The 14,382-nt window shown below is 43.7% G+C and carries 12 protein-coding genes, 1 tRNA gene and 1 riboswitch; of the genes, 2 read left to right on the top strand and 11 right to left on the bottom strand.

The annotated features are described in order from the left end of the window. Window positions 1-115 precede the first annotated feature (115 nt). The 11 genes from pth to AC5GD6_RS02045 all read right to left on the bottom strand — a co-directional run bounded on the left by pth (window position 116) and on the right by AC5GD6_RS02045 (window position 11,918). Window positions 116-721: an aminoacyl-tRNA hydrolase gene (gene pth / locus AC5GD6_RS02095; protein WP_061103249.1), complete on the bottom strand. Its 606-nt coding sequence runs from the start codon at window positions 719-721 to the stop codon at window positions 116-118. 8 nt (window positions 722-729) lie between these two features. Next, on the bottom strand, window positions 730-1,725 hold the full coding sequence (locus AC5GD6_RS02090; RefSeq protein ID WP_276799053.1) for a ribose-phosphate diphosphokinase: 996 nt from the start codon (window positions 1,723-1,725) through the stop codon (window positions 730-732). 2 nt (window positions 1,726-1,727) lie between these two features. Beyond that, a complete protein-coding gene (gene glmU, locus AC5GD6_RS02085; protein WP_491846130.1) occupies window positions 1,728-3,134 on the bottom strand; it encodes a bifunctional UDP-N-acetylglucosamine diphosphorylase/glucosamine-1-phosphate N-acetyltransferase GlmU in 1,407 nt (468 codons plus the stop codon). Between the two features lie 251 nt (window positions 3,135-3,385). Next, a tRNA-Gln gene (locus tag AC5GD6_RS02080) sits at window positions 3,386-3,459 on the bottom strand. Window positions 3,460-3,629: 170 nt separating this feature from the next. Beyond that, on the bottom strand, window positions 3,630-4,550 hold the full coding sequence (locus AC5GD6_RS02075; protein WP_491846129.1) for a peptidoglycan-binding domain-containing protein: 921 nt from the start codon (window positions 4,548-4,550) through the stop codon (window positions 3,630-3,632). 328 nt (window positions 4,551-4,878) lie between these two features. After that, the gene (locus tag AC5GD6_RS02070) at window positions 4,879-5,979 is read right to left on the bottom strand and encodes a polyprenyl synthetase family protein (protein ID WP_491846128.1); all 1,101 of its coding nucleotides are present in this window, start codon (window positions 5,977-5,979) and stop codon (window positions 4,879-4,881) included. Next, a complete protein-coding gene (gene galE / locus AC5GD6_RS02065; RefSeq protein ID WP_491846127.1) occupies window positions 5,973-7,013 on the bottom strand; it encodes a UDP-glucose 4-epimerase GalE in 1,041 nt (346 codons plus the stop codon). Before galE ends, AC5GD6_RS02070 begins: the two co-directional genes overlap by 7 nt. A 171-nt stretch (window positions 7,014-7,184) precedes the next feature. Continuing rightward, window positions 7,185-8,246, bottom strand: coding sequence for an NAD(P)-dependent alcohol dehydrogenase (locus AC5GD6_RS02060; RefSeq protein ID WP_010241304.1), 1,062 nt, complete (start codon window positions 8,244-8,246; stop codon window positions 7,185-7,187). A 257-nt stretch (window positions 8,247-8,503) separates the two neighbouring features. After that, the gene (locus tag AC5GD6_RS02055; RefSeq protein WP_491846126.1) at window positions 8,504-9,316 is read right to left on the bottom strand and encodes an energy-coupling factor transporter transmembrane component T family protein; all 813 of its coding nucleotides are present in this window, start codon (window positions 9,314-9,316) and stop codon (window positions 8,504-8,506) included. Continuing rightward, window positions 9,313-11,223: an ABC transporter ATP-binding protein gene (locus AC5GD6_RS02050; RefSeq protein WP_491846125.1), complete on the bottom strand. Its 1,911-nt coding sequence runs from the start codon at window positions 11,221-11,223 to the stop codon at window positions 9,313-9,315. The genes AC5GD6_RS02055 and AC5GD6_RS02050 overlap by 4 nt, the downstream gene beginning before the upstream one ends. Before the next feature lie 17 nt (window positions 11,224-11,240). Further along, window positions 11,241-11,918 carry an ECF transporter S component gene (locus AC5GD6_RS02045; protein ID WP_311439001.1) on the bottom strand — a complete coding sequence of 226 codons (678 nt, stop codon included), beginning with the start codon at window positions 11,916-11,918 and terminating at the stop codon, window positions 11,241-11,243. 7 nt (window positions 11,919-11,925) lie between these two features. Beyond that, window positions 11,926-12,057: riboswitch (FMN riboswitch) on the bottom strand. Window positions 12,058-12,425: 368 nt separating this feature from the next. Between AC5GD6_RS02045 and murB the strand changes: the two genes are divergently transcribed. Further along, a complete protein-coding gene (gene murB / locus AC5GD6_RS02040) occupies window positions 12,426-13,352 on the top strand; it encodes a UDP-N-acetylmuramate dehydrogenase (RefSeq protein WP_048596348.1) in 927 nt (308 codons plus the stop codon). A gap of 267 nt (window positions 13,353-13,619) precedes the next feature. Further along, window positions 13,620-14,144, top strand: a complete 525-nt coding sequence (locus tag AC5GD6_RS02035) for a DUF2892 domain-containing protein (RefSeq protein WP_276770211.1) — start codon at window positions 13,620-13,622, stop codon at window positions 14,142-14,144. Window positions 14,145-14,382: the final 238 nt, after the last annotated feature.

Genomic DNA, 14,382 nt, shown 5'->3' with positions numbered 1-14,382 from the left:
ATCCTCTCCTTGATGACAACACACATCCCCCAATGTATGCGCATCACATGTGGCACAACGTTCCCCTTTAACGATGTACCGAATGCAAATCTTTATACCAATACTAGCAATATTTTTATGAATTATCGGCAAGAGTTTTTTGGAAGCCGTTTGCCAGACATTTTTGACAAGTCACCGACGCTGCATCTACCGCAACGTCAAAAAGTTCTTGCTGCTTGCCGCGCACGGGCGTAAGAACATAGGTGGCTAAGCTCATACGCCCCGATGGCCTGCCAATTCCGCATTTAAGGCGCGCAAAATCAGAAGTTTGAAGCTTCTGCGCAAGCGAGCGTAAACCGTTGTGCCCGTTGAGTCCGCCGCCCCATTTGAGCTTTACGTTTCCTAAATCCATGTCACAGTCATCGTGGAGCACAAGAATATCACGTGTAGTGAGTTTAAGTTCACGCAAAAGTTTTGAAACAGGTCCTCCAGAAGTATTCATATAACCCTGTGGTTTTGCGATATATACCATCGAGCCATCAGCGCGTGAAGCTGCTGCTACTAAGCATCCTGCTTGAGATTTCCAATAGCTGGCATGCAAGTTGCGCGCGAGCGCGTCGCACGCCTCAAAGCCAATATTATGAGGCGTGCGCGCATATTCTGCTCCAGGATTTCCCAAACCAATAATGCATGATATCTGTGTTGGGATATGTTTTGGTGTAAAAAGATTGTCGCGGGACATCAAACGAGCTACATCTCTGAGTTTCCAGCACCTGATTCAGAAACTGAATGGTTGGTATAAACGTTGTAAATACAATTTGCCACAGTATCTGCAACGGTTATTGATTTAATCTTAGAACCAGGTGTGTTGGCTACAGGACAAGGAATTGCGTCTGTTACCACGCATTCAACAATAGGAGCGTTTTCAAGACGAGAAATGGCCTCTCCCGAGAACACACCATGTGTTGCCGAAACGTAAATATCTCCTGCGCCCATTTCTTTAAGCTTGGTGATAGAACCTACTAAAGTACCTGCGGTATCAATCATGTCGTCGTTAATAATGCACGTTTTGCCTTTAATGTTACCAATAATGCCCATAACTTCGGCGGCGTTATGCTTTGGACGACTTTTATGCGCAATGGCAACTTCGCAGCCCAGATAATCAGACAGTTTTTTGGCAACTTTAGCGCGTCCCATATCTGGCGATACAACTACGGTGTTATCCCAGTCAAAATCTTTTTTCTTAAAGTAATCACCAAACAGATAAAGAGCCGTTAGGTGCGTTACAGGAATATCAAAGAATCCTTGAATTTGGCCAGAGTGCAAATCAACCGTGATAATACGATCTACTCCTGCAGCTTCAAGCAGGTTAGCAACCAAACGTGCGGTAATAGGCTCGCGTGAGGAAGCTTTACGATCTTGGCGTGCATATCCGTAGTGGGGGATAACCGCGGTAAAGCTTGCAGCTGATGCGCGTGAAGCGGCATCTGCAACAATAAGGGTTTCCATCAGCAAATCATTAACATTTTTACCTGCAATACTTTGAATGAAGAATACTTCATCGCCGCGAACGGATTCCATAAAACGTGCGTAAATTTCACCGTTTGCAAATTGGTTAAGCGTCAAACCTTGAAGCTGAAGATGTAAAACATTTGCAATGCGCTCAGAAAGCTCGGTTGCACCATGACCGGCATACAACTTGATCTCTTTTTGATACGCAGTTGGCTCGCATAGTTTTTCGTACATGCTTAGTCCTCTTTCTTAAGCTTATCCCAATACTGATTTGCCCAATCCTTTTTTATGAGCTGTGAAGAACGCTCTATTGCAAGTGATCCTGCAGGAACGTCCTTGGTAATACAAGAACTTGCACCAATAAGTGCATTGTCTCCAATAGTAACAGGGGCTACCATCATAGTATCGCTTCCGATAAATACGTGGTTGCCAATTTCGGTATGGCTTTTGTGCTTGCCGTCGTAATTGCAGGTAATAGAGCCGCCACCAATATTAACGTCAGATCCTAAACGAGCATCGCCGATATAGGACAAGTGAGGAACTTTTGAGCGCTCCCCAATTTCTGAGCCTTTAATTTCTACATGAGTTCCTGCTTTAGCATTATGTTTTAGATGAGCATTGCCACGAATATATGCACGCGGTCCGCAAACCACACCATCGTCAATGCATGAGTCCACAATAACTGTTTCGTCTACCACGCACCCGTTTCCTACGGTTGCATTTGTCAGCCTGCTTTGAGGGCCAATAACGCAGTCTGATCCTATATGTGTTGAGCCCCATAAAAACGTTTGAGGTAAAAGTTCGCAGTCTTGGCCAATGCACACTTCGGGACCAACCCATACTTGTTGCGGATCAAGCATGCTTACACCTTGTTCCATAAGGCGTTCGTTGATACGCATTTGCATAATTTTAGTTAATTGCGCCAGCTGTATGCGACTGTTGACTCCTAAAGCTTCACGATAATCTTTGATATGAAGTGCGGCTACTGGTTGTTTAAGCTTGCGATAAAGCCCAATCATATCGGTGATATAGTATTCGTGCTGGGCATTGTCGCAGGTGAGCTCATCTATGTGTTGAGAAAGACGTCCACCGCAAAAACAGTACACACCCGAATTACATTCAGTAAGTTGTTCGCGTTGCTGCGGGGTGCAATCTTTATCTTCTATAATCTGTGAAATTTGGTCGTTTTCAAAGGTAAGGCGACCGTATCCCGTGCAGTCGGGAGGTGTCATGCTTATAACAGAGCAGGCATTATGGTGCTCTTTATTAAATGAAACAAGATTTTGTATAGTTTGAGGAGTAATTAAAGGCGAATCGCCGTAAAGTACGACAACAGGACCTTGAAAGCCGCCTAATTGCTCCTTTACACAAAGAACAGCGTGACCTGTTCCTCGTTGTTCGCGCTGTTCTACAAAAGTAAGTTGTTGCACCTGGTCTTTAAAGTTAATTTTGTCAAAATACGAACGTATTTCTTCTCCTTTATGACCAACTACTATGATGATGTGAGTAGCTCCTGCTTGTTGTGCTGCTTGAGCCGTCCACCAAATAAGTGGCTTATCAAGTAATTTATGCATAACTTTGGAGTGGTGAGATTTCATGCGTTTACCCTCGCCAGCAGCAAGGATGATTGCAGTCATGGGCATACGACGTGCCTTTCAATACATTGTGTATAGAAACATCATTAGTATCTCACATTTTATGATTTATAAAAGAGTGATATAAAAGAGAAGAAAATAAAACAAAAAAGTCAAGAGTGACGCGGAATATAAAGCGGTGTATAAAGCGGCATAAAAGCAAACCTAATAAAAAACCTCATAAAAAAATTGAGAGTGGAGGCTTTGTAGCAACAAAGCTAATAAAAAAGCCAAGCAAAAGCTTGACTATTCATAAACAATGGCTGGAGCAGCAGGGATCGAACCTACATTCCAGGTACCAAAAACCTGTGTCCTACCATTGGACGATGCTCCATTGTGCGCTTTAGTAGACTATCATATTTCTGTATAGCGTGCAAGTAGGAAGTAGCGACATTTCTATATCTCAAGAGGCGCACACAAAAGGGTCGTATGTTGTGCGCTCCTTCGTTTATAATCATGCACTTTGTATGTTGTTAGAGCTGCTTTGCAAGCCTTGTTAGTTTGTTACAAAGCATACGTTGCACAGAGCGCGTCAAGAAGCATAACAGCAATAGTTTGTGCATCCGAAGTGGTAAACGTTCCGTCATAGCTTAAACCTTCGGGCAGCTCCAGCCTAACAACGTGCGCGTTTGTGCATTCATCGCAACAAACCGCTTGAAGGCGTTGCGGAAGCGTTTCGATATTATCGCACGAAAGTGTTGGCACGCTTTGCACATGAGAATCTTTTGCAGGGGTTTCGGTGGAGAGCACAAAGATGCTCGTTAAATTTTGAGGAGCGTTATCAATAGTTTCAAGCAGGGTAATACCACTTTTCTCGCTTGTTGCTGAAGCAAGATTCCATATTCTACCAGCAATATTTCTTGAGATGGGATCCTGTGCGGTAAGACCTATGTGTATACGCTCGAGCACATCGGCTGCGCGAGAAAATGTCATCTTTCCCATCACTTGTACCGATGAGGTTTTTTGCCCTTCCCATACGTGATGAAGACGTTCTATTGCATCAAAGGTATCCTGAAATGCCATGCCATCACCAAGAGAGCCTTGACTTTCCTGAAATTCTTTAACTGCAGCTTCGGTATGGACACCATAATATCCGTCGGCTTCTCCGCAGGAAAAACCTAAGATATTCAAGCATGTTTGTAGCTGTTTAACATCGTTTCCGTGAAAGTTGGGTAAACGCAAGTAAAGCGTGCGATCGCCCATGGTATATGATGCGTCTACAAGCTCTGACCACATTTGCTCGTCTACGTCTGAGCTCAGCGAAAGATTATGATCTAGGCGAAATTTTCCCACGGCGCGTGCAGTTGACGCGCCAAAGTGCTGTTGTTTAATTTCAGATGAATCGATAGCGTAATCCAGGCGTGTTAGCCGGCTTTGAATATCCTCAACAGCCGCTCCCGTTGACCCTTCACGAATCGGGTTCATAGATCCTCCTTGTAACATGCTATTATGAGCTCAATGCTACTTTATAGACGCAGGCATTCAGCTTGGTAGTGTTCATGCGAGCAATAGTGTGGGTTATAGTTCAACATAACCAATTCGTATTGTATAAAAAAACTCCATGATATATTCGAAAGTTTTAGAATTTGCGAACGTTTTCACGAACAAACAACGAAACAAGCTCCAAGTGTACGCGTGTTCATATGTGATTGTGAACGTGTACATGTTTTGCTTGAGCAATTTGGCACGGTTGAATACGAGCTTACGACTAAACCTCCCTTTATGCATCCCTTATGCATTCCCTATGCATTCCCTATGCATTCCGCTGAATAAAAAATGCGGTCATTGCATGCAAAATAGCAACGGTGTCTTTAGAGAAAAGATTTTCATCTATACATGCATCAGCTTGTTGTGCTAAAGAACGCGCAAGGTTATGACTGTGCGTGCGCGCGCCTGATGCTTCTATGAGGGCGCATGCCTCGTCTAGTTCATCTGGCGAATTATGGGGCTTGGTTAAAATTTCTTTGAGCTGCGCACTTTGTAGTGCGTTCAAGTGCGAAAGTGCATACAGCGTGAGATAGGTTCGTTTACCTTCAACGATGTCACTTCGGAGGTCTTTTCCAAGTTTGTTTGCATCGCCAAAAAGGTTAAGCTCATCATCTTTCAACTGAAATGCTAAGCCTGCTTGTAGTCCATAAGCTCGCAGAGCCTCGCTGCGCTCTTGGTTTGCGCCAGCAAAGAGTGCTCCTATAACAAGGGGCGTGCTTGCGGAGTAATATGCTGTTTTTGATGTTGCCATATAGAGATAATCATCAAGCGAAATATCCCAACGATTCTCGTTTGACCAGCCCACATCAAGCGCTTGGCCTTCTATGGTGTGCTTCTCCATAGTTATAAATTCTTTTATGAGCCGAACTCGCAATTCATCAGAAATGCCCGAAAGCGAATTTATGCATTCTAGTGCATGTACAAGTGCGCTGTCACCCATATTGGTGGCAAGACCTGTTCCATGTACTCGATACAAACATGGCTCACCACGGCGCAGAAGACTCTCATCAGCTATATCATCATGAATAAGCGCTGCCGCTTGAAAATGCTCAAACGCGCAACTTATCTGAAGGAGTGTATCTGATACAGACTTTTGTATACTGCAGTTGTCTTTAAGCATACCTTCATATCCACATGCATAAGCTCCCAATACACACAGCGCTGGGCGAATTAATTTTCCGCCGTTCACGGTAAAGTGTGCAAGAGGCTGGTAGAGGTATGCTTTCAAATCTGACTGTGCTTGAGAGCCTAAGGGCTCTTGCAGACTCTGTGTAAGCGCGTGCACAATATAAGGCAGCGTTTCCTGCAAAAACGTAGTAAACGCTAAGCTTTCATGTGCACTTTTTTCATACTGAGTATTTAACATTCGTAACCCGATGGATTGCTTGATTGCCATTTCCAACCGTCGCGACACATGTCCATAATATCGTATTGCGCTTTCCAGCCCATTTCTTTATACGCCTTGCTACAATCTGCATAATTAGTTGCAACATCACCTGGTCGACGGGGTTCAATTTTATAGGGAAGCTCTTTGCCGCACGCCTCGGAAAATGCATGAATAATTTCGAGCACGGACGTTCCCTTACCGGTGCCCAAATTGAACACCTCGCAGCCTTGTTTGCCCTGCATCCAACGAAGTGCTGCAAGATGACCTGTTGCAAGATCCATAACGTGAATGTAATCACGAACACCTGTTCCATCGGGCGTTGGATAATCGTTGCCAAAAACATGCACGTATTCGCGTTTACCAACAGCAACTTGAGCTACATAAGGCAACAAATTATTGGGAATGCCGCGTGGGTCTTCGCCTATAAGTCCTGATGGGTGAGCGCCAATGGGGTTAAAGTAACGAAGCAGTACAACATTATACGTAGGATCGGCTACAACGATGTCGCTCAGAATTTGCTCGATCATCCATTTTGTCCAGCCGTAAGGATTGGTTGCATTTTTCTTTGGGCTTTCTTCGGTAAGAGGAAGCGAATCAGGATCGCCGTAGACCGTTGCCGAGCTTGAGAAAATAATAGAGCGACAGCCATGTTTTTTCATTACCTGGGTAAGCACCAGCGTGGACATAAGGTTGTTTGAATAATATTCAACTGGTTTAGAAACCGATTCGCCAACAGCTTTAAATCCTGCAAAATGAATAACACTTGAGATGGGATGTTTGCTAAATACCGAATCAAGTGCGCTTGCATCACAAACATTTGCCTGGTAAAACGTAAGATGTGTAAATGCTTCATCGCCTACAATGGTGTGAATACGGTCAAGAACATGTATGTTGGCGTTTGATAAGTCATCTACAATAACTACATCATATCCCGCACTTAAAAGGACAACGCAGGTATGACTTCCAATAAATCCTGCTCCGCCTGTTACTAGAACACATTGATGCTGTTCCATAGTCACACCGCTTTCTGTACGTTAAGACGTTAGTAAACAATCATTTTGTATAGTATACGCCCGTGCTGTGAGTAATAAGAAATTGGATTGTGTAAGCGGTAAGAAAACCCACAAACCGCACTGGGCAGTTTGTGGGCATTATGGCCTTAAATGGTGCAAAGCTTGTCTGTTTTAGTCTTCCAAAACAACAACAGGCTTAATGAGGTCTACTGGTTTTTCACGCATAGTAAAGATTGCCTCTTCGAGATGTTCCCAACCATGATAAAGGTGCGTTATCTCGGGGTGAAGGTCTAATCTACCTGCAGAAACAAGTGAGCTTAACTTCTCCATGCGCAAACGACCTCCAGGCATAAGACCACCGCGAATATCTTTGTGGCCCATGCCAACGCCCCATTCAACACGAGGAATGGTAACAAATTCACCTGAACCAAGATAGTTTACGTTGCCAATTTTTCCACCAGGCTTTAAGGCTTTGACAGCCTCTTCAAAGGTGGAGCAATTTCCGCCTGCAATACAAACGCGATCCACGCCTTTACCTTGGGTCATTTTGAGAACTTGTTCAGAGATAGAGCCGTCTTTATAATTGATAAATTCGTTGGCGCCATAACCTTTAGCAACTTCAACACATTTTGGACGAGTTCCAACAGCAATAATACGCGATGCTCCGCGAAGGGCAGCACCTGCTACACTCATAAGGCCTACTGGACCAATACCAATAACTAAAACTGTGTCGCCAAATTGGACGTCTGCAAGTTCGACTGCATGAAAACCTGTGGGAACCATGTCTGACAGAATGCACGCGTCAGCAGGAGAAATGTTTGAAGGAAGATGTGCAAGGTTGCCATCTGCATCGTTAACATGGAATAGCTCTCCAAAAACACCATCTTTAAAGTTAGAGAATTTCCAACCTGCAAGCATGCCTCCCGAATGCATAGCATAACCTGCTTGTGCTTCAAGGGAGTTCCAGTCGGGCGTAATTGCAGGAACCAAGACGCGATCACCAGGCTTAAAGTCTTTTACCAGTTCACCAACTTCTACAACCTCGCCGCAGCATTCGTGACCCAAGATCATGTTGTGACGATCGCCAATAGCGCCTTCCCAAAGCGTATGCACGTCGGACGTACATATCGCAACAGCTAATGGCTTACAAATTGCGTCAAGCGGACCGCATTTGGGAGCGTCTTTTTCGATCCATCCAGACTCTCCAATTTTGAGCATAGCATAACCCTTCATGGGTACCCCTCCTTCTTTATGCCCTTTGTATACGAGATTAATTATATTTTTGTGCCAACAAGATATACGTGCATTTAGGTAAACGATACGCTGTATTCCGTTAATGGTATGGGTTTGTATGTGCATGTGTGAGCGCTTTCACCAACGACATGGGAAGAGTTCATTCGTGCGTAGCAATTCAAAAAAGCGAGCAGTTCAAAGTTATATGAACAAGCATTGCGTTACGTATTTGTGCGCTTAGCGTAGCTACGAAGAGGCTACAGAGGAAATATATTCATGAATATGCAAGCAATGCGCAAGGAAATGAAAACTATCAGAAATACGGCACATTGTATATCAAGTTGTGCGAAATGTAGAGGGTGCCATTGTGTTCGTGCAGCGCTCGCGCGATAATTACGCGCATCTAATGCTTGTGATAAGCCTTGTGCATGTTGATACGTTTTAGCCAGTAAAGCTGTTAACGTAGAGCTCATGATATGAAACTGGCTTTTGAGAGTGTTTTTTTGGCAGCGCGCACCGCGAATAAGTTGAGCTTCGCTCAGAGAAGTGGCTTCAAATGCAATAAGCGGAATAAAGCGCAGCATGAGCGAAAACACCATGGCAATCTCGCGCGCGGGAAGACCAATGCGTGCAAGTGGTGTCAAAAAGGCTTCAAATGCATTGCATATCTGCACGGTAGATGTGGTGCGAATGAGAACTGCACCTAGAGTGAGCGCGCATAGTATACGTAGCGAATACAAGCACGAAAGTGCAATTCCGCCGCGCGTAAGCGTAAAAAATCCCAAGGATACCAGAACTTCTCCTTGTTGTATAAAAATCATGTTACATATACCAACAGCGATAATAATTCCTAGGAAGTGTTTGCAAGAGCGCGCAAGTTCTAACAGTGAAATATGTGCCAACAAAGTGATAACAACAATGAGTGCGCCATGTATAAGCAAATCGGTAAAGGTTGATATGCTAAAAATTGAAAACGTGAGTATAACCAGCGCAAGAATTTTAGTGCGTGGATCCAAGCGGTGTATACATGAGAACGTGTCTGGTTGGTGATTATCGTTAATATGCGTCATGACATGCTCGTTTCGTTGGGTATCGCATGGGCGCATGTAGATGAATCTGTATTTGTTTGATTGCTTTCACAGGATGTGGCTGCTCTGCTCAAAAGAGACTTGAGCACGTGCATAAAGCCTGCGGTGGTGCGTAGGTGCTCTCTTTCATTGCCAAGTATAGTAAGGCAAGGCTTCGCCCAGATCATGGAATCTGGTAATCCAAGCCCCCACGCTTTCAACATGTCTTCTTTTTCATAGGTAAAGATTTCTGAGGGTGCGCCCTGTGCCACTATACGACCCTGATGAAGCACCAAAACATAGTCACATTGTGCGGCTTCATTCATATCGTGCGTGGCCTCCAAAAGAGTAAACGAACCTTTAAGTTGAGCTAATAAATCGTTAATATCTGCGCACGAACGGGGATCTAAACCACTTGTTGGCTCATCCATAAGTATGAGCTTAGGCTTCATTGCCAACATGCCAGCAATTGCACATCTACGCTGCTCGCCGCGCGAAAGCTCGTCAGGCGCAGCATCTTTTTTGTGCGCCATTCCTACCGCTTCAAGCGCTTCGTTTGTCCGACTTGCACTATCAGCCGCGCAAAGTGCTTGATTGCGCGGGCCTTGTGCCACATCGTCATATACCGTTTGACCAAAAAGCTGTAATTCGGGATTTTGCATAACATACCCAACGCGTCCTAGAATATATCGACGCTCACGTGCTAACTTAAGCGATCGGGTGCCTACGAACAAATTTCCCTGTGTTGGTTTTTCAAGACCGCTTATCAAACGGAGCAGCGTTGACTTTCCCGAGCCTGTTTGTCCTATAAATGCAACGCGTGTTCCGTATCTAATCTTAAAGTTAAGGTTACATAGTGCCGCTTTACTTGTTTGCTGATAAGAAAAGCCAAGTGATTGTGCCTCTACGGCATATGCTTGCGCTTCTAAAGAACTATGCGTCAGATGAGTTTGTGTATTTGTTTCCTGCATGTTTGCGGCTGCATGCTGGTATGTATGCACATCTCCACATTCCGCCGTGTCTCTTTGAGCATTGGTATTTATGCATGTATGCAGCAGTTTTGCCAGGTCATCAGGCGTCATGTCAACAGCGCTTGGATAGCCAAAAGCATGACACAGGTTAGAAATTTGTGCTGACAAGGGAAGGTCAAGACCTATATCGCGAAGAAGCTTGTCACGGCAAAATACCTTCCGCGGTGTATTATCTGCAACAATGTGGCCGTGGTCTAAGACCACAACCCTGTCAGCCTCAAGTGCTTCGTCCATAAAATGCGTGATATGAATGATGGTTGTTTTTTCACATGAAAGCTGTTTTAGCAGGCTATTGAGTGTTTTTCTGCTTGCCACATCCAGCTGCGCGCTTGGCTCATCCAAGATAAGAACGTAAGGATCCATAGCGAGTGCGCCTGCGAGGGCGAGTCTTTGTTTTTGTCCGCCTGAGAGTTGATGAGGATTTTTAAGTCGCAAATCACCGAGGTTAAAACGAGAAAGCTCCCGTTGTACACGACGATCAATCTCATGAGGGGAAACGCCTAAATTTTCTGGACCAAACGCAATGTCATCTTCAACAACGTTGTTAATAATCTGTTCATCGGGGTTTTGAAACACATACCCCAAACGTTCTTGTGCGTGCGCATAGGCAAACAAGTTTTTGGCTCCTTGCGCAAAAACACAATGGTCAAGCAGGCAAACATGCCCTTGGTCAGGTGCCATAAGTCCAGCGATAACGCGCACAAGCGTTGATTTTCCCGAACCATTTGCACCCAAAATGCATACACGTTCTCCTGCATTGATTGACAAATTGATGTTTTTTAGTGCATAAAACGTTTTGTTATAACAAACAGACACATGTTCAAGCTGAATGATTGGTGCGTTCATATTATTTTGTTTGGCATGATGATAAGTTTGCATGTGTACACGCTTAGCCTTTAGTGTTTGGTACTGCGTGTAAACGCACGCGACACAGGGACAAAAAGAGCCAGCGCCAGTGCACTATTAAGCACAGATTTTATAACATTAAAGGGGATAATAAGGGGAACGATAAGACCTGTAACTGCTGCTATGGGCATACCTGTATAGAGTGGTGTTATAAGCAGATTACCTACAATGCATACAATAATTGAACAGATGCTTCCCACAAGTAATCCAACTATCAGGCTATGCTGCGTTTTGTGCCAACGATAGAGTAAAACTGGCGGCATGACATATGAAACCGCAGCTATAATTGCCATGATTGTTCCGTATATGCCCGATGAAGTTGCAACGTGTACAAGATAGGGAATAATGCTTATAGTTAAGCCAACAACGGGGTCAAATAATAAGCCTCCAAGCACGGCAATAACGCACGATGGATCGTATTTAAGATACGTGATTCCAGGCATAATAGGAAATTCTAAAACAAGCGTAGAAATTGCCGAAACAGCACATAAAAGAGCCGTAATTGCAATGCGCTGCGTCGACCAACCTTGACCTCTATAGGTGCTGTTGTGTATCGATTCAGCGTATGCAGATTTTGATAAATTTGAATTGCAATATGCCTGTTGTGTGTCTTGGACAGGTTGTTTGTTGTTCGCGGTATCTTGAGATGGTGTTATAAGATCTTGCATAGCGCTATCCTCGTTTCTTTCATCCGGACTATAACCGTTGGCCTTGGAATTTCACCAAGTCAGCCACAAAGGCTCGCGGGCTTTGTGCTTTGTGCACTATACCGCCAGTGGGGATTTGCACCCCGCCCTGAAACTTACGGTCTTACCCTATCACGGATATCATGAGTTTGTAAAGTCACGGGAACGCTCCATGTAAATACATCCATAAACCTGCTGTCAAACTGTTGTAAGAAATGCAATCACGCAACCACAAAGGTTTTATGCGTGTTTATCGTCACAAAGCAGCATGGTGTACCGCGCGGTTAGCGCGTTTTACAAGGCTTCAGAACATGTTTTATCGGTATAAGCATTTACCCAGGATTATATTTATACTAAAATTTAATGAAATATGTGTCGCGTCCGAGGCTGTGTTTGCTCTTATACGGCAAGCGCCTGTTGCCTTGTGAAGATGCATATAACTGTATATCCGATGGTGAAAACCACCAAAGATAGGAGTGTGACAAAGGCATGTCTGACAGTGCCGATCATTTGCAGGCTTTAGCTGCAAAATTTCAAGCTATTGTAGGCGAGGACAACGTTGTATGTAATGAGCCCATGAGTGAGCATACAACTTTTAAAATAGGTGGTCCTGCTGATATTTTTGTTATTCCCGATACGCCCGAAGATGTTCAATCACTCGTTAAGATTTGTAAAGACGAACAAGTTCCCTATTTTATTTTAGGTCGTGGATCAGATCTGCTTGTTGGAGATGCTGGTTATCGCGGCGTTATTATTGCAATTGCAGATGGTTTAGTTAATGTTTCTATTAACGAATGTCAAATGACTTGTCAGGCAGGCGTAAGTTTGCGCGAAGCGTCAGAAATGGCATGTGAGTTAGGGCTCACTGGCTTTGAGTTTGCCTGTGGCATTCCAGGCTCTATTGGTGGTGCCTGTTTTATGAATGCAGGTGCATATGATGGGTGTATTGCCGATATTTTAACTTCTGTACGAGTACTTATGCCCGATGGAACTCTTTGCGTTATTCCAGCAGAAGAGCTTAATTTAGGTTATCGTCAGTCACGCGTAAAAGATGATGGATTAGTGGTTGTGTCGGCAACATTTACCCTACGCGAAGGCGATCCGTCTGAAATTCGTGCAAAAATGGACGATTTAACAGCAAAACGAGAAGAAAAACAACCACTTGAGTACCCCAGTGCTGGCTCAACGTTTAAGCGCCCTGTTGGCCATTTTGTAGGTCCTTTAATAACCAAGGCAGGGTTGCGTGGCTATCAATCGGGAAATGCAGCAATTTCAACTAAGCATGCTGGCTTTGTTATTAATTTAGGCGGCGCAACCGCGCGTGATGTTCATAATGTTATTGAGCATGTTCAAGCCGAAATTAAACGTCAATTTGATGTTGACCTTGAGCCCGAAGTGCGCTTTTTAGGCGAATAAGTCTACATAGTAGATATCTAATTAGAGTCTCCCAATCCTAGATAAGATTGGGAGTTTTTTTAAATATACTTCCTAAATCGTTTATATAGCAATTGAGTTCAAAAATCGCAAAAATATTTGTCCGGCAATTTATTAAAAAGCACTTGACCAAATCTGTTGGGGGGGGGGTAGGATTTTGGTCAGTGAGGCATTGAGCTAAGCATTTTTGTTGTATGTGACTTGCTTTTTCTTGTTGTCAATGCTGACTTATTGCAGAAAGGATTTAATATGGCACAGGAACTTGATCTTAAACATGAGAATAACTCATTTGCAGTTAGCCTCGTTTTCCCATGGATAAAGGGTAATATGAGTGTGGACAAGAATTTCATTCGCGTTTCTATTCCGAATACTATTCTTGGTTTCATACCAGCTGGCAAGCACGTTGACAACTCTCCCTTACAAACAGTATCAAATGTAAGTGTTGGTACCTCTTATAAGCTTGCTCCTATGGTGATTGGTCTTCTGCTGGTTTTAAATGGTATTGGCTCTATTTCTAAAGGTCTCAGCGCAAGTATTTTGATTGTTATAGGTGCTCTTTTGTTTTTTAGTGGAATTAAAACAAGTTTCGCTTACGAACGTTCAGGAATCGGTCAAGTTGTTGAATTTCCCTTTTTTGAGTCTAATCATGTGCATGAGTTTGAGTCTCAGATTATTGATGCGCTTACAAAATATCAAGACGCTCGCGATGCGATGGCGGCAAATATGGCAAGTGCAGCTACCATTGTTGATGCAATAAAACAAAATCGCATGTAACTTGGTATCTAAATCCTAACTTTATTTGTGGGAATAGCAAATAGTAACTGGAATTGTCTAACAAACAAAAGCTATTGAATTATTCAATAGCTTTTGTTTTCTAATTTTTAAGTGAGTTTAAAGGCGCAGGGAATTGACCTTTTCGATGCGCAAAAACATTTCCTGCAAACGTGTTGAGTTTCATAACAGGAGCTGAACCAAATAATCCACCAAATTCCAGCATGTCGCCCACCTTTTT

The organism is Fannyhessea sp., from assembly GCF_986145555.1.
This window is presented reverse-complemented; position numbering and strand designations above follow the sequence as displayed.